12 protein-coding genes are annotated in these 17,093 nt (G+C 58.1%); 7 read left to right on the top strand and 5 right to left on the bottom strand.

The window, feature by feature from the left end; translation table 11 throughout:
* Positions 1–278: 278 nt before the first annotated feature.
* Genes WKS99_RS11070 through WKS99_RS11060 form a run of 3 tightly spaced genes read right to left on the bottom strand, consistent with a single transcriptional unit; the run spans position 279 to position 1,881 of the window.
* Positions 279–1,274 (bottom strand): helix-turn-helix transcriptional regulator, encoded by a 996-nt coding sequence (locus WKS99_RS11070; RefSeq protein ID WP_186852886.1) that lies wholly within the window; start codon positions 1,272–1,274, stop codon positions 279–281.
* Positions 1,275–1,333: 59 nt separating this feature from the next.
* Positions 1,334–1,666 carry an arsenate reductase family protein gene (locus WKS99_RS11065; protein ID WP_147572395.1) on the bottom strand — a complete coding sequence of 111 codons (333 nt, stop codon included), beginning with the start codon at positions 1,664–1,666 and terminating at the stop codon, positions 1,334–1,336.
* The gene (locus tag WKS99_RS11060; protein WP_147572394.1) at positions 1,663–1,881 is read right to left on the bottom strand and encodes a DUF1653 domain-containing protein; all 219 of its coding nucleotides are present in this window, start codon (positions 1,879–1,881) and stop codon (positions 1,663–1,665) included. Before WKS99_RS11060 ends, WKS99_RS11065 begins: the two co-directional genes overlap by 4 nt.
* A gap of 129 nt (positions 1,882–2,010) precedes the next feature.
* Here WKS99_RS11060 and WKS99_RS11055 point away from each other — a divergent pair, with 129 nt between their 5' ends.
* The 4 genes from WKS99_RS11055 to WKS99_RS11040 all read left to right on the top strand — a co-directional run bounded on the left by WKS99_RS11055 (position 2,011) and on the right by WKS99_RS11040 (position 10,791).
* Complete coding sequence (locus WKS99_RS11055) at positions 2,011–4,371, top strand: sugar phosphate nucleotidyltransferase (RefSeq protein WP_147572393.1); 2,361 nt, start codon at positions 2,011–2,013, stop codon at positions 4,369–4,371.
* A gap of 341 nt (positions 4,372–4,712) precedes the next feature.
* A complete protein-coding gene (locus WKS99_RS11050; RefSeq protein WP_186852889.1) occupies positions 4,713–6,371 on the top strand; it encodes a ribonuclease J in 1,659 nt (552 codons plus the stop codon).
* A 130-nt stretch (positions 6,372–6,501) separates the two neighbouring features.
* Positions 6,502–7,269, top strand: coding sequence for a type II toxin-antitoxin system PemK/MazF family toxin (locus tag WKS99_RS11045; protein ID WP_147572391.1), 768 nt, complete (start codon positions 6,502–6,504; stop codon positions 7,267–7,269).
* Positions 7,270–7,818: 549 nt separating this feature from the next.
* Positions 7,819–10,791, top strand: coding sequence for an S-layer homology domain-containing protein (locus tag WKS99_RS11040; protein ID WP_340405952.1), 2,973 nt, complete (start codon positions 7,819–7,821; stop codon positions 10,789–10,791).
* A 78-nt stretch (positions 10,792–10,869) separates the two neighbouring features.
* Here WKS99_RS11040 and WKS99_RS11035 read toward each other — a convergent pair whose 3' ends face one another.
* Positions 10,870–11,301 carry a hypothetical protein gene (locus WKS99_RS11035; protein WP_240286492.1) on the bottom strand — a complete coding sequence of 144 codons (432 nt, stop codon included), beginning with the start codon at positions 11,299–11,301 and terminating at the stop codon, positions 10,870–10,872.
* Positions 11,302–11,486: 185 nt separating this feature from the next.
* Positions 11,487–12,497: a type I glyceraldehyde-3-phosphate dehydrogenase gene (gene gap / locus WKS99_RS11030; RefSeq protein WP_147573480.1), complete on the bottom strand. Its 1,011-nt coding sequence runs from the start codon at positions 12,495–12,497 to the stop codon at positions 11,487–11,489.
* 368 nt (positions 12,498–12,865) lie between these two features.
* On the opposite strand from gap, the gene WKS99_RS11025 reads away from it, so the two are divergent.
* The 3 genes from WKS99_RS11025 (at position 12,866) to WKS99_RS11015 (ending at position 17,088) form a co-directional block, all read left to right on the top strand.
* Positions 12,866–13,915 (top strand): sensor histidine kinase, encoded by a 1,050-nt coding sequence (locus tag WKS99_RS11025; RefSeq protein WP_240286495.1) that lies wholly within the window; start codon positions 12,866–12,868, stop codon positions 13,913–13,915.
* 136 nt (positions 13,916–14,051) lie between these two features.
* Positions 14,052–15,539 carry a DUF1846 domain-containing protein gene (locus tag WKS99_RS11020; RefSeq protein WP_186853384.1) on the top strand — a complete coding sequence of 496 codons (1,488 nt, stop codon included), beginning with the start codon at positions 14,052–14,054 and terminating at the stop codon, positions 15,537–15,539.
* A gap of 19 nt (positions 15,540–15,558) precedes the next feature.
* A complete protein-coding gene (locus tag WKS99_RS11015) occupies positions 15,559–17,088 on the top strand; it encodes a DUF6056 family protein (RefSeq protein WP_340405949.1) in 1,530 nt (509 codons plus the stop codon).
* Positions 17,089–17,093: the final 5 nt, after the last annotated feature.

Genomic DNA, 17,093 nt, shown 5'->3' with positions numbered 1-17,093 from the left:
TACAGCGGTCATTGTTAGGGGAAAACGCCTGAATTTTCGCGCTTTTTTCGTTCAAAACAGGGGAGTTTTCGCCCAATAGTCGGCCCAGCGGAGTATAACGCCCCTTGCAAAGCAAAAAAGGTAAGGAAAACCTGCTAAGAGCAAATAAAAAAGGGGGCTTTTTCAAAGAAAAAGTGCCCTTGGTAGACATCTGGTAGACACCCAGAAAATGGAAAAGCGGGAAAGCCCTGTTTCCCAGCGCTTTCCCGCTTTTTTTGGTAGACATTTGGTAGACAAGATCACAAACTTACATCTTGATATGCCGCTTGAATAGAGACGAGCCGCTGGCGGTATAAATCCACAGCCTCCTGGGGGGCCACCAGTTCAATACCGTCTAAGGCAAAAAGCCAGCCTAAAAACTGGGGGCTCATGACTAGAGAGAGGGTGACCCGAAAGTGGGACTCCCCGTCAGGGACCAGAATGATGTCCTGGCCGAAGCGATCCCAGACCACGCCGGCCATAGATTGGCGGCCCCGAAGGGTAACTGTCATCTCTTTGCCGGAATACATGGCAAAGTGCTTCTGGCCGTAGGAGGCTACCTGAAAGTTGGGATACTGCTCCTGGCCGGAGCGAGGAAGATTGGTGACTACGATATCTGCCATCTTGTCCACCCGGTAGTGGCGCATTTCCTGATTGACATGATCAAAGGCTACCAGGTAGTAGTTCTCGTTGTCCCAGATCAGGCCATAAGGGGAGACAGTATACCGCTTGCCGTCCCGGCGAAAGACCTTCTGGCGAGAAATGTCGTAGTCGAAATATTTGAAGGTGATGGCCTTCTGGGCGGACAGCGCCCCATGGAGCCTGTCTACATTATAATAGATGCTCTCGTTCATCACCTTGATCCGCCCGCTGACATACACCTGGCGTTGGAGCTGCCGGGCCTGGTGGATGCTAGCCAGCCCCTCTAGCTTGCGAATCAGGGCGTCGCTCTTTTTCTGGGTGATAAAACGGGAGGACTGTACTGCGTCCATGAGCAGCTTCAGCTCTGGCAGCTCAAACTCTCGGGAACCGATGAACCAGCCTGGTGAACGGCCCTTGCGGCTCTGAACATCCAGGCCGAACAAGGAGAGTGTCTCAAGGTCGTCATAGATACTCTTTCGCTCCGCTTTGATGTCCCGCTTGGCCAGCTCCTGAATCATCTCAGGGACGGTGATGGGGTGATCCTCGTCCGTCTGCTCCAGCAGGATCTTGGACAGATAGAGCAGCTTGGATTTTTGATTGGCGCTTTTTGCCACAGGGCATCTCTCCTTTCTCGACTCAAGGATAGCAGAGCCTATGTCCGATAAATAGGACTTTATTGCCAGTGGGCCCAGACGTCGGGACAGTAGCCCACGGTGGCCTGCCTGCCATTCCTGACGATTGGGGTGCGGAGCAAAGACGGGTCCTGGTAGAGCTTCTCCAGTTTAGCTTGGTCGGAGGCCAGATAGGACAGCAGCGCCGCGTCCGGGTGTCCCGTGTCTACCATGACGGCTAGTCCCACGGCGTTTTTCACGCTGGTCAGCTCCCCCAGGCTCATGCCATACTTTTTTACGTCCACAGCCTGAAATTTGATGCGCCGTTCCTTAAACCATCGCTCCGCCTTTTTGGTGTCGAAGCACTTGCTTTTTCCAAAAATCTGAATATTCATCCTATATCCCCCACAAAGATAAAACGAGGGCCAGAATACCCGTCCCGCGTTATCCACTCGCTCCACATAACGGCCGGCCGGACCCACAGTCCGCCCTCCCCGTATAAGGCCCGGTAGACCACCATAGCCTCCCCGGTCTCCGAGTGCGTGGCGGAACCGAGCACCTGGTATTCACTCCCTTTAAAATGGCGGTAGCGCCCCGGCTTGATGTCCATATCCAGTCCCTCCTGTTTTTCCAAAGTATATCATATTCAATTGAACTGGACAAGCTGCCGGTTGGCATGAAAGGCAACCGGCCGGACCATACTAACCGTTACTAACAAAGGAAAGGACGGTAGCGGTCCATGAAAGCAGTTATTATGGCCGGCGGGGAAGGCACCCGGTTGCGGCCCCTATCCCTTGGTGTCCCAAAGCCCATGACTCCCCTGTTCGGGCGGCCGGTAATGGAGCACATCATCACCCTGTTAAAGCGCCACCACATCACCGATATCTGTGTCACTCTGTGCTACAAACCCCAGGCAGTGATGGACTACTTTGGCAGTGGGGAACAGCTGGGCGTCCAGCTGACCTATTTTGTAGAGGAGGAGCCTCTGGGGACCGCCGGAAGTGTTAGAAACTGCCTGTCCCACCTGGGGCGGGAGGACTTCCTGGTCATCAGCGGGGACTGTGTCTGCGACCTGGACCTGACTGAAGCCATCCAGGCGCATCAGGAGCGGGAGAGTTGCGCTACTCTGGTCCTCTACGCCCACCCCAAGCCTCTGGAGTACGGTCTGGTCCTCACCGACGAGCAGGGGCGTGTACAGCGGTTTGTGGAAAAACCCTCTTGGGGCCAGGTGGTTACCAACATGGTAAATACAGGCATCTATATCCTATCCCCACGGGCTATGGAGCTGGTGCCCCAGCAGGGCCCCTTTGACTTTGGCAAGGACCTGTTCCCTACCCTGCTGGAACAGAGGATGCCTCTGTACGGCTGTCCCCTGGAGGGCTACTGGTGCGATATGGGGGACTGCGGAGCCTACCTTAAGTGTGTTCAGGACGCCCTGGATGGACGGGTAACAATGGACCTGAATATTCCCCAGCGGAGCGACGGGATCTGGTCCGCCCAATCTCTTCCCCAAGGGATCACGCTGACGCCTCCCTGCTGGATCGACCGGGATGTGGAACTGGAACCAGGCGCCATTGTAGGCCCCTATGCGGTAATCAGCAGAGAGTGCCGGGTGGGAGAACGGGCGGTGGTCCAGCGGTCCGTCCTGCTGGAAGGAACCGCCGTAGACTCTAGGGCCTCACTGGACGGCGCCATTTTATGCCCCGGCTCTGCCGCTCAGAAGAAGTCTATTTTGAAGGATGGAGCTGTGCTGGGGGACAACGCCCTGGCGGAGGAGGGGGCCATCCTGTTGGAGCGGGTGCGTCTGTGGCCTGGGCAGACAGCCCCCGCTGGCTGTCGGCTGGCCCGATCTATCACCAGCGGCAGCCAGAAGGGAGTGCACCGCTTCGGGGATGGCGGGGTGATCCGGGGCGTGCTGGGCGAGGATCTGGGGCCAGACGCCCTGCTGGGGATCGGCAGCGTCCTGGGTGTGGAGGGCCAGGTTGGACTAGGATGTTCCAATACTCCCGGAGCCAGAATGCTGGCCCGGGCGGCCGCGGCGGGAGCCGCGGCCGCAGGTGGTCAGGTGCTGACCTATGGCCTGGACAGCCCCGTCCAGGGAGCCTGGGTGTCCGCCAGCCGTATGCTGCCCATCTCCCTCTTTATAGAGGAAGGGGAGGAGCGCGTCTTTCTCCATTTCTTTGACCGCCAGGGCCTGCCTCTGGAGCGGGCCAGGGAGCGGAAGCTGGAGCACGCCCTTCTCCAGGGGGAGTTCCGGCGGGTCCGAGCCCGGCAGGTGGGGCAGATGGAGCGTCTGGAACTGACGCGGAGGCAGTGGGCCGACCAAGTGGCTGCCGCCGCCTCACTGGGTCACCCCGCCCTCCGCCGGGTGACGGTGGCGGTGGAGGGAAATGGTCCGGATGACCGGGCCATACGGGCGGTCCTCCTGTCCCTGGGCTGCCAGGTGGAGGACCGCTGGCGGCCGGGCATCCCGGCCTTCCGGGCCAGCCACGGCGGCTTCTGTCTTACCGCCCAGGATGAGCGGGGCGCCATCCTGGATTCCAGCCAGCTGCTGGCCCTGGTGGCCCTCATCGAGATGGAGAACGGTTCTGGCAGACTGGCCGTCCCCTCCGGGGCCAGCGCCGCGGTGGACTTGGTAGCCGCCGGTTATGACGGGACCGTCCTGCGGCTGGACCGGGACGGAAAGCCAGCCAGGGACCTGTATGCCGCTCAACCTTGGTTTTGGTCGGCGCCCAGCGCCGCAGCCCGGATCTGCGCTCGGATGGGCGTATCGGGCCAAAAGCTGGACGCGCTGATCTCCAAGACCCCCCGCTTCTCCTCCTGGCGGCGGGAGGTCCCCCTCTCCTCAGACCGGGGGCGGGTCATGGAGGCTATGGTTCGGGAGCAGGGCCGGACCTGCGGGGGCGAGGGCCTACGTGTCCACACTGGGGGTGGCTGGGTCTATCTGGTCCCCCTGGCCCGCCGGTCCGCCCTTCGGGTGGTGGGCGAGGGCCCCGACCTGGAGATCGCCGCCGAGTTGTGCGATTTCTACGCCGGGCGGGCGGCCCAGCTGGACCGGGCCATTTCTGAACAATGTGCCCAAGGAAGGGATAAAAAGTAGTTCTTTTGTTCTCTTGAAAGCAATAGTATACTTTTAGAAAAAAGTGTGGTATACTATCTGTGCCAGTAATTGGCTTTGTTTTTGATTTATGCGCGTATGGGCCCCAGGCCCGCGCGTTTAAATATATCCTGTGCGCCCAAACCGTGAGTAACAGGCGGGGCCGGCCCACAGGGGACCAAGGCGAGATCCACTAGACAGGCGAAGGGACCATTTTCCCCTCCGGCGAGGCAGGGCCGGAGGGGGGCAGTCCTTCCGTCCAGTAGCTGTGCCGTGGGGCACGGCTGGTTTTTGTGGGTCCTTTCGCCGCTACATCCAAATTAAAACGACGATAAGGAGTATTTATGGCTGAAAAATTGAAAATCATTCCTCTTGGCGGCCTCAACGAGATCGGCAAGAACCTCACGGTTTACGAGTACGGCGGCGACATCGTGGTGGTGGACTGCGGCATGGGCTTTCCCGACGACGATATGTACGGCATCGACGTAGTCATCCCCGATGTCAGCTATCTCATTAAGAACCAGCAGAAGATTCGGGGCATCTTTATCACCCACGGACATGAGGACCACATTGGCGCCCTGCCCTATGTCCTCCGCTCCATCAACGCCCCTATCTACGCCACCCGGATGTCCGCGGGCCTCATTAAGCTGAAGCTGGAGGAGCACCGTCTGCTGGATAAGACCAAGCTCATCACCTGCGAGGCGGGGGATGTGGTCAAGGCGGGGAAATTCAGCGTGGAATTTATCCACGTCAACCACTCTATTGCCGACGCGGTGGCCTTTGCCATCAAGTGCCCTGTGGGAACCTGTGTCCACACCGGCGACTTTAAGATCGACACCACCCCCATCCAGGGGGGGATGATGGACCTGGCCCGCCTGGGCGAGCTGGGCAAGGAGGGCGTGCTGGCCCTTCTGGCAGACTCCACCAATGTGGAGCGCCCCGGCTATACCCGCAGCGAGCGCAGCGTGGGCGCCTCCTTTGACGCCCTGTTCCGGGGGTGTGAGGAGCGCATCATCATCACCACCTTTGCCTCCAACGTGGACCGCATTCAGCAGATCATCGACGTGGCGGCCCGGTACGGCCGGAAGGTGGCGGTCACCGGCCGGTCCATGGAGAACGTGATGAAGGTCTCCTCCGAGTTGGGCTATATGAACATCCCAGACGGAGTGCTCATGGACCTGAACCACATCAAGTCACTGCCCAAGGACCGGGTGTGCATCATCACCACCGGCAGCCAGGGCGAGACCATGTCCGCCCTCACCCGCATGGCCTTCAACACCCACCGCCAGGTGGACCTGCTCCCCGGAGACCGGGTCATTATCTCCGCCTCCGCCATTCCAGGCAACGAGAACGCCATCGGCAACGTGGTCAACGAGCTGTACCGCAAGGGCGTGGAGGTGATGAACGAGCGGGAGATGACCCTCCATGTATCCGGACACGCCTGTCAGGAGGAGCTGAAGATTGTCCACGCCCTGGTCAAGCCCAGGTTTTTCATCCCCGTCCACGGGGAGCAGCGGATGCTCCAAATCCACGCCAAGCTGGCCCAGCAGATGGGCATGACCCCCAACCAGGTCATCATCGGCGACATCGGCCGGGTCATTGAGCTGACCCATTCCTCCGCCAAGCTGGCGGGTACCGTCACCGCCGGGCAGGTCTTTGTGGATGGCTACGGCGTGGGCGACGTGGGCAGCGTGGTCCTTCGGGACCGGCGGCACTTGGCCCAGGACGGCATGATCGTGGTGGTCCTGTCCATGTCCGGCGAGGACGGCGCTCTGGTGTCCGGCCCGGATATCATCACACGGGGCTTCGTCTATGTGAAGGAGTCCGAGGGGCTGATGGAGGAGCTGCGCCAGGTGGCCCTGGAGGCCATCCAGTCCGTGGACGGCCGATACGCCACCGACTGGTCCGCCATCAAGGGGGCCATCAAGGGCGACCTGTCCAACTACCTCTATAAAAAGACCAAGCGGTCCCCCATGATCCTGCCTGTCATCATGGAGGTCTGACGGACCATATAAAAATGAACAGCGCCCCCTTCCACATAGAAGGGGGCGCTGTTCTACGTTATATAGCGTTGACTTTTGGGGAAAAGGATGGTACATTTGTGAAAATGAGAACATTTACGGGGTGTGCAGCATGAAAAAGGAATATTCCATACTAAAAAAAGAGGCACTGACAGCGCTTTCCTCTTATATGGATTCCTTAGGAGAAAACCAGGGGAGCAAGCTGGCCTACTGGATCTCCGATTATGTGCGTTTTCTGAAACGGGAACCCGGATTTGACCCCAAAAAATTAATCCGCTATAAGCGTGGCGCCATTGTAAAGGTCCATTTGGGGTACCGGGTAGGCAGTGAAGAGGGTGGACTGCACTATGCGGTGGTAATGGACGTGGACAACAAGCTGTCCAATCCGGTGGCCACCGTGATCCCCTTAACATCCATAAAGCCCGATACGGATCTGGATCATCTCCATTCCTCCAAAGTCTTTTTGGGTGACGAGATTTTTGTCAAGCTGCTGGAGGAGTTGAAAGAGTACCAAAAGCAGACACTCTGCCTCCAGGAGGATATCCTCACCCAGCAGAAGGCGCTGCTGGCCCAGAAGGTTGACCAAAAGGACGAAAATTATGAAATGCTGTCGGCCAAACGCCGGCTTCAGCTGGAGAGCATCAACATTCAGATAGAATCGATGAAGGAGCGAGCAGCGCGCTGCAAAAAAATGCTCCAGGAAGTGCAGAAGATGAAGCAGGGCAGCATCGCTCTTGTAGGGCAGATCACCACTGTCAGTAAGCTGCGAATCTACGATCCTCTTTATCCTTCTGATGTATTGAGCAACATCCGCCTCTCTTCCGATTCTCTGGAAAAGCTGGACACGAAACTCAAAGCATTATATACCTATCAGAAGTGACATACCAAATATGGTAAAGTGTACGCAACTGTGCATTTTCCTTGACTTTATACATATATTATGATAGGATGATGATGTCAACAGGGCCGTTTACCGGCACTGGAAAAGACATTGCCGCTTGCCGGCACTTGAAAAATCATCCGAAGGGGTCACTCACATCTGTGGGTGACCCCTTCACCTTTTTCCCTGGGTGTACGGTCCTGTGCCACACGCCCGGGGGGCTGTTATTATAATGTAAGGGAACCGTGATCTCATGTCCTGGAGATGTGTGGTAGCACGGGGAACAGCAGCCCCAAGCAGCGGGTTCCCCGCCCCAGGCAGAGATCCCCTGAAAAGCCGCTGATTTCCTCTGCTGTAACAATCCGGACGCAATATTACGGTTCTGTTACACTTGTATCAAACCCGTTGACTTCAAATTTGACTTCTGCTAAGATAATCACGAGGCAAGGGGAGTTATACAGGGCTAATGCCATAAAAAGTCCTCAAAGCCTCGAAAAAATGGGGATTTTGTCAGAAAAGTCCCCGAAAAAATTTAAGGAGGAATCCCGAATGAGAAACCTGAAACGGGCTCTTAGCCTGGCTCTGGCTTCCGTCATGGTCATGGGCCTGATGGTAGTCGGCACCGGTGCGAGCTACGCCGATGTGTCTTCCGAGCAGAATCAGGAAGCCATCGAAGTTCTCCAGGAAGTCGGCATCATGACCGGCGACGAGAACGGCAACTTCAACCCCAACGCTAAGGTCACCCGCAACGAGATGGCCGTGGTCATGTCCAACCTGCTGGACTACCGCGTAGCCAACTACAAGGGCACCAGCCCCTTCACTGATGTGCCCTCCTGGGCTGAACCCTATGTGGCCGCCTGCTACACCAACGGCATCATCGCCGGCTACGACGCCAAGACCTTCGGCGGCAGCGACTCCGTCACTACCTCCCAGGCCGCTCTGATGCTGATGAAGGCCCTGGGCTACTTCCAGTATCAGTCCGACTTCGAGGACGACTGGCAGTTCGCCACCATCAAGCAGGCTGGCAAGATCGAGCTGTTTGAAGATGTGGACTCCGGCGTTACCGAGGCCATGACCCGCAACGACCTGGCTCAACTGGTTCTGAACGCTCTGGAGTCCGGCATGGTCGAGGCTGACGACGACACCATCAAGGTCAACGCCGACGGTGTGATCGTAGAGGCCGGCAAGGTCACCTACAATTATGTCACCAGCGACAAGGCTTATGCCCGCGCCATCAGCGATCTGCAGCCCACCTCCTCCACCAGCTCTACTAAGGGCTCCATCGTGGAACTGGGCGAGAAGCTGTACAACGGCGACCTGAAAAAGGACGAGGGCAGCGACGATTTCAACCGTCCCGCCAACGTCTGGACCTATAAGTCCAGCGAGATCGGCAAGTATGCCGACTCCGCCGAGCAGACCTGGACTGTCAAGGTCACCGAGAAGGCTCTGTACCAGGCTGTCGGCTCCGCCGCTTTTGATAACTACGACTGGGCCATCTACCAGAACGGCGGCCTGGTTGCCGAGGACACCAACGCCGCCCCTCACGCTGCCCGCGACCTGGCTATCGCTCACAGCAAGACCAGCAGCGAGCGCGTGCTGACCGCTGACAAGGGCGTCCTGACCGAGGTCTTCGTGGACTCCGACAAGGAGACCGTCGTTCTGACCCTGATCGACACCGGCGTGGCCAAGGTCACCAAGGTCACCGGCGACGAGGGCGACTACGAGGTCACCGTGTCTTTTAAGACCAAGGTAAACAATGGCGCTGGTTCTGCTTACACCCCCGACAACAAGTTCACCACCGATCAGAAGTTTGAGAAGGACGACATCGTCATCTACACCGCTTCTGTTTCCTCCGGCGAGATCGAGTCCCTGGCTGTCGCCGAAACTGTAGCCGGCAAGGTCACTGCTGTGAAGAACGCCGACTACGCCACTCTGGACGGCACCAAGTACAGCTACAACTACGCTTACACCAAGGAAGTCGCCAAAAACGGCATCGGCACCGGCCTGTACAATCTGGAGGACAGCGTCGCCGACGCCAACCCCGTCATCGACAAGGAAGCCACCCTGTACCTGGACGCTTACGGCTACGCCGTGGCCTTCGAGGGTGATACCGCTACTGCCGAGGATTACCTGTTCGTGAAGGAAGTGGGCACTGTCTTCAACAGCGAGCCCTCTGCCAAGGTCGTCTTCTATGACGGCACCGAGGACACCATCACCGTAGACCAGATCATCGACGGCGGCAAATCCTATGACGCCGTTAAGTCTGGCGGCGACAATAAAACCACCAAGACCGTTGCTGAGGAGGCCATCTACAAGTTCACCAAGGGCTCCAGCAGCTATGACCTGGAGGTCGTCGCCGAGAAGTACGGCAGCAGCGCCACTGTGAAGAAGGATGTTCCCTCCATCTCCGCCACTGGTGCTGCGAACGGACAGGCTACCAACAACAACACCGTGTTCGTAGACGTGGTGAACAACAACTCCTGGACCGGCTACAAGAACGTATCCAGCAAGACCGGCGCTGAGGTAAAGCTGGTTCTGAACAGCGACAACGTGGCTGAGGTCGTCTTCATCTATGGTAACTTCACCAGCGATGCCGACGCCGAGGACTACATCATCCTAAAGGGCACCGGCTATCAGGCTGAGAAGGACAAGAACAACAAGACCGTCTATCGCTTCATCGACGCCTATGACGCCAACGGCGAGAAGGTCGAAGACCTCTATACCGCCAGCGAGACTCTGGCTAAGAATGCCAAGAAGGCTATGTACCTGATCGACAAGCGCGATGGCGATGACTATGTCCAGACCTGGACCGCCAAGTTCGATCTGAAGAGCAATGCCGGTAAGGCCGCTGCCAACTGGGCTACCGCCGCCAAGGACGGCGTGCTGACCCTGAACACTGGTATCACCTTCGGCGGCAACGCCAAAAAGACCTTTGCCTATGACGACAACACCGTCTTCGTGGTGGTGGAGCTGAAGGCCAATGGCGATGTGGACCTGCTGCGTACCGGCGATATCTCTGATATCGAGGCCGATACCACTCGCGCCGCTGACACCACCGGCGTGTATGTCATGACCGTGGACAACGAGTATGACCAGGCTCCTCTGGCCGAGACTGTCCTGGTTGTCGTGCCCGACGACAAGGGCATCACTGAGGGCGGCAAGGACCCCGTGGTGACCACCGATGGTTCTGTGACCGTCGGGCTGACGAACTCCGGCAGTCTGGCTATGACCATCACCGCTCCTACCATTGATGGCAAGGACATCTCTGGTTGGGAAGCCAAGAATGTCACTGTGAAGACCACTCTGACTGTTGACGGGAAAGACTTCGCTAAGACTGTCAGCAGCGCTAAGGATGAGAAGGTTTCTCTTGGTACTACTCTGAGTTCCCTCGACGACAGCGCACTGCCCAATGTGGCTATCTCCGGCAGCCATACTTATCAGGCTACTGTCGTTGTCACCTTCCAGGGCATGGACAACAACACCTATACTCTGACCGGTTCCAGCGCCATGATCTTCTCCTAAGCTTTTATTGGTCAGCAATCTAAGACAACCATAACGTGTCGCCCCTGGGCCAGTTGGCCTGGGGGCGATTCTTTCATATCAGGCTAGTGCAAGGTAATGGTATACCGTCCCATTTCGGTTGGTGGCAATATTGGCAGCCTTGCTCTGGTCCGAGAAAATTTTGACGGCAAACCCGGTGTCCGTGATTTCCGCGCAAATGATGTTGCAGCGGTCATTTTTTAACCGCAGAGGGTATCCGTCTAAGATCAAGCCGCCCTGACAGGTAAAATAGTTTGGTGGACAGTAGTAAAAGCAGGTCGTTCCATCTTCTGGAAACAAAAGCACCGCCTTGGGACGAAACCCCAGCTGGATTGTCCGGTCTGCCGCCCCGTCGCCGGTATAGGTCCCGGTGACGATTCTTGGAATTACTTTGTCTAACTTTGCGTTGTCAGCATTGAAGTCCTCCCGGAGGACGGGGTCTTCCGCCGCCCATTGATTGAGCTGGAAATGTTCCGTGTAACTGCTTGCCATAGTCCATCGTCCTTTCTGTGTTTGAAATCTTTGATTGGGGCGTGAGGCCTTTCCCTCTGTCTAACACAAAAAACCGCCCCAGAGTGGGACGGTTTCATACATTTTTTGGAAATTATAATACTTCTATATTCAAAAAAAGAAAAAGGGCGCCGCGGCTGCGGCGCCCTGATCGAATCAGAAAAATCTTACTTGTGATCCACAGAGTACATGTGCTTGATGAGCTCCAGGACCTTGTTGGAGTAGCCAATCTCGTTGTCGTACCAGGACACGACCTTCACAAAGGTGTCGGTCAGGGCGATGCCGGCGTCGGCATCGAAGATGGAGGTACGGGGATCGCCCAGGAAGTCGCTGGACACCACAGCCTCGTCGGTGTAGCCCAGGATCCCCTTCAGTTCACCCTCGGAGGCGGCCTTCATAGCGGCACAGATCTCCTCATACTTTGCGGGCTTGGCCAGGTTAACGGTCAGGTCCACCACGGACACGTCCAGGGTGGGAACACGCATGGACATACCAGTCAGCTTGCCATTCAGCTCGGGGATGACCTTACCCACGGCCTTGGCGGCGCCAGTGGAGGAGGGGATAATGTTGCCGGAGGCGGCGCGGCCACCGCGCCAGTCTTTCAGAGAGGGGCCGTCCACGGTCTTCTGGGTGGCGGTGGTGGAGTGGACAGTGGTCATCAGACCGTCGGTGATGCCCCAGTTATCGTTCAGAACCTTGGCGATGGGGGCCAGACAGTTGGTGGTGCAGGAGGCGTTAGACACGAACTTCATGTCGGGGGTGTACTTATCCAGGTTGACGCCGCAGACAAACATGGGAGTGTCGTCCTTGGAGGGGGCGGACATAACGACCTTCTTGGCGCCTGCGTCCAGGTGGCCCTGGGCCTTCTCTTTGGTCAGGAACAGGCCGGTAGACTCCACCACATACTCGGCGCCCAGTTTAGCCCAGGGCAGGTCAGCGGGGTTGCGCTCGGCGGAGACAGGGATCTCCTTGCCATTGACGATGATGGCGCTCTCAGTGTAGCCGATCTCGGCCTGGCAGTGGCCATGCATCGTATCATACTTCAGCATATAAGCCAGGTAGTCGGCGGGACACAGGTCGTTGATGCCAACGATCTCGATCTCGGGGTGGTTCAGGCTGGCGCGGAACACCATACGGCCGATGCGGCCAAACCCATTGATGCCAACTTTGATGCTCATGTTGAAAACTCCTTTTTTTCAAAGAATCAATATCTATTGCTTCCACTGGTATTATACCCCGTTTCAATGCCTTTTGATAGTGACTTTTTTCATATATTTCGGGAGGATTTTCCAATACTTTTCCGATAAAATTGGCAATTCGACAAGTTAAGCGAGGACTAGGTAGGATTTTCGGAGGTTCTTTGGGGTTAAGGCGGGGCTTATCCGCCGCTTTCCCCAAAGAGGCTGTTTTTCGACTTTTCTCTTGTTGCCAGTGGAAATTTTTGATATACTGGAAATGCGTCATGATAGCGGCGCAGGCAACACATCCTAACCGCGCGGCTGTCTTCGGTACGCGCCTTAAGAAACCCTGACCGAAAGGATGCGACATGATCGAATTAAACCTGTCTATTTTAGAAAATCTGCCAGAGGCGGCGGTCTATGTCGTGCTGGGACGGATCACGGCCATCAATCCCATGGCGGCCCACTATCTGCCCCAGTTGGAGATCGACGGACCGGTGCCCGGTTATCTGGACCTGCCCCGGTATGGCCCTAAGGGGGTTGGCACGTTTACCGCCGGACGGACCACCTATGCCTTCAGCCGTACAGACACAGGAGAGGGACAGTTGTTTTTGTTCCACCCCGCCCCACAGACGTCGCTGACAGACCTGCAGCTGGAGGGGACTATCCGGCAGATGCGGCAGCTGATGGCGGAATTTCTGACCCAGATCGGACCCATGACAGAGGGGGGAGAGGGGAAGCTCTCTACCGCGGCCCGGGAGAATTTCAGCAAGAGCTACCACCGGATGTTCCGACTGCTGAACAACCTAGATTTTGTCACTTCGGCTGCCGGGCCGGACGGCATCCCCTTCCGACCGTCCGTATTAGACCTGGCTGGGCTGTGCCGCCAGATCGCCCGGGACGCGGGCCAACTGCTTCAGCAGGACACCCACCTGGAGTACCGCTCTGACCTGCCCTCTCTGCTCATCCAGGGAGATATCCCCCTCCTTCAGCGTATGCTGCTGGGGCTGATCTCCAACTCAGTACAGACGATGAGGGGTGGCGTGGTGCTCCTCTCTCTGCGCCGTCAGGGTGACCGCGCTGTACTCTCCCTCACAGACAGCGGGGAGCGGCCCTCTGACCGGCAGTTGGCGGCCCTGTTGCAGCAGGACACTGATCAAGCTATCCCCCAGCCCGGCCAGGGGGCCGGACTGGGCCTGTCGGTAGTTCGGCACATCGCAGCCCTCCACAGGGGGACCATGCTGGTGGAGTGGGGTGAGAAGGCCCCGGTCATTCTCATCTCTCTGCCTGCTGGTGCCCAGGAGCGGCTTGCGGTGCGCACACCGGAGGTACAGCAGGATGGCGGCCTATCCCCACTGCTGGTAGAGTTGTCCGACGTGCTGCCCCCTCAGCTCTTTGGTCAGGAAGGGCTGGACTAAAATTCTTTTGCGGACGGCCCGGAATAAGAGTTCCGGGCCCCTTTTATGCCCGATAATTCTCGAAACCCCTTGACGGTCCCCGCCGCCCAGGGGTAAAATATCTTGTTTGTATTAGGAAAGAACGGGGGAGTCTTTTGTGAGCAAGACAGGCTTTGACAACCAGCGGTATCTGCAGCTCCAGTCCCAGCATATCCAGGACCGGATCGATCAATTCGGGGGCAAGCTGTATCTGGAATTCGGGGGCAAGCTCTTCGACGACTACCATGCGTCCCGCGTCCTGCCCGGCTTCGCGCCGGACAGCAAGGTCCGGATGCTGGAGAAGCTGAAGGACAAGGCGGAGATTCTCATTGCCATCAAGGCCGGCGATATCGAAAAGAACAAGGTCCGTGGGGACCTGGGTATCACCTATGACAGCGAGGTACTGCGCCTCATCGATATTTTCCGGGGCAGGGGCCTGTTCGTGGGCAGCGTGGTGGTGACCCAGTATACCGGCCAGCCTGCCGCCGACGCCTTCCAGTCCCGGCTGGAGCAGTTAGGCGTCAAAGTGTACCGCCACTACCCCATCGCCGGCTATCCCCATAATATCACAAAGATCGTCAGCGACGAGGGCTTTGGAAAAAATGACTATGTGGAGACCAGCCATCCCCTGGTGGTGGTCACCGCCCCCGGCCCGGGGAGCGGGAAGATGGCCACATGCCTCTCCCAGCTCTACCATGAGCACAAGCGGGGCATTGTGGCCGGCTATGCCAAATTTGAGACCTTCCCCGTCTGGAACCTTCCGCTGAAGCATCCGGTAAACCTGGCCTACGAGGCGGCGACCGCGGACCTGGACGACGTGAATATGATCGATCCCTTCCATCTTCAGGCCTATGGGCAGACCACCGTCAACTACAACCGGGACGTGGAGGTATTCCCCGTTCTGGCGGCCATGTTTGAAAAGATTACCGGAAGCTGCCCCTATAAGTCCCCCACTGATATGGGGGTGAATATGGCAGGCAACTGCATCACTGACGATCCGGTGTGCCGGGAGGCCGCCTGTCAGGAGATCGTCCGCCGCTACTATGAGGCCCTGTGCGATCAGCGCCAGGGCCGTGGCTCGGAGGACACGGTATACAAGCTGGAGCTTCTGATGCAGCAGGCCGGCGTCACCCCCGATATCCGCCCTGTGGTGGCAGCGGCCGCCCACATGGCCGAGGAGACCGGCGAGCCCGCCATGGCCATCCAGCTGGCAGACGGCACTATGGTCACCGGAAAGACCTCAGAGCTGATGGGCTGCTCCGCCGCCGCCCTGCTTAACGCCTTGAAATATCTGTCCGGCGCGGGAGGCCACGGAATCCATCTCATTGCCCAGTCCGCCATTGAGCCCATCCAGACCGTGAAGGTCAAGCATCTGGGTTCAGCCAACCCCCGTCTCCACAGTGACGAGGTGCTTATCGCCCTGGCCTCCTCGGCCAACGCCGATCCCAAGGCCGCCAGGGCCCTGGATCATCTGGAAGAATTAGGGGGATGTCAGGCCCACTGCACCGTCATCCTCTCCCCCGCCGACGCGGTGACCTATAAAAAGTTGGGCCTTCAGCTCACCTGTGAGCCCCAGTACCAGACCAACAAACTCTATCACCGGTAACATGAAGGGTGGCGTTGGCTTGTCCAAACGAAGTTCAGCAGAGACAGCGCTCCTTCTGGGGGCGCTGGTCTTCTATCTGTATATTGCCTGGTCGGTGCCATACAGTACCACGGACGATCTGCAGTGGGGCATGGACCAGGGGCTGCGCTGGTGGCTCCAGGGATCGCTGAACAGCCGGTATGTGGGTAATTTCTTTGCCGTTGCCATGTGCCATTCTCCACTGGTCAAAACTCTGATCATGGGGCTGACCATGTTCGCTATCCCTCTCCTAATGGCCCGACTGGCGGCTCGTGGGGAAGAGCGGTCCCTCCTGCCCATTTATCTGGCCTCCAGCGCGGGGCTGCTGCTCATGCCGCCCGTCATGTGGCAGGAGACCTACGCATGGGTGTCCGGATTTGGCAACTATGTAGTGCCCACCCTCTTATTTCTGGTATGGCTGCTTCTGGTACGCCGCGTCGTGGATAGGGGCGGACATCGTCTGCTCTGGGCTGTTCTTTTCCTTGCCCTTGAGGTGGTTATGGGGCTGTTCGTGGAAAATTTGACCTTGCTGTTTTTGGGGGCCGCTCTGCTGACCGCCCTCTGCTCCTTGGGAAACAAATCCGCGCGTTTGCCCCTGTGGGCGGGATTCTTAGGCTCCGCCCTGGCAGCGGCCATCATCTTTGGCGGCGGTTCTTTTTCCCACCTACTTTTGGAAGGCTCCGCCCTCAACGGTCTGCGTGACCTGACCTTCGACTGGTCTGGGGGCCTCCCAGCGGCTTTGACTGGTATCCTGGAACAGTATTTCGTCCGCCTGCTGCCTATCAGTTTCCTGCGGGGGCCCCATATCGCCCTGCCCTCGGCGGTCATCCTTGCCCTCGGCTTCTGGAACAGCCGGCTCCGTCCCCTGGCGCTTCTGGGGCTTCTGCCGCTGGGTTACCACGGGCTGCTCCTCCAGACTGAGGAATACGACACTCCCGTTCGAGTTGCCGTCAGCGCCCTGATCTGGGCCCTGGTCCTTTTGGCCCCGTTGGTTCAGCGGACAGAACCTAGTGTAAAGCTCGGCCGGTTCCTCCTCTGCTTGGCCGCCCCACTGTCCTTACTCCCCCTGGCCGCTACCACTACCCTGGGCCAGCGGCTGTATTTTTTCCCCATGGCCATGCTGATTCTGACCGCCGCCGATATGGCCGCCCCGCTGCTCGCCCGTTGGCCCGTCCAGCTCCTGACCAGTGGGGCGCTGGCGGCTCTGATGATCTGCTGGGGGTGGATGCACTGGACAGTGCTGGGCTGTACAACATTGCGGGAGGAACTCACCTCCCAGGCGGTGGAACAGGGAAACGACACCCTGATCCTGCCTACCGACCGGTACGAGAGGGTGGTCTGGCACACCCGAAACCCCTGGAATGTGGAGTACGCCGACTACTACCGCCAGTTTTATCACATCCCCGACCAGGTAACGCTGGTCATCCTGCCCGCCGGCTCCTATGAGTGCTGGCCGGATGTTGACCCGGAACAGTGGGAACGGAGGCTGGAATTTTTCCCCTCCAAGGACTACACCCCCTCCTTGCCCTAAGAGGA

The sequence above is a fragment of the Flintibacter sp. HCN-6482 genome (assembly GCF_037892565.1).
GTDB classification, from domain to species: Bacteria; Bacillota; Clostridia; order Oscillospirales; family Oscillospiraceae; genus Lawsonibacter; species Lawsonibacter aceti.
This window is presented reverse-complemented; position numbering and strand designations above follow the sequence as displayed.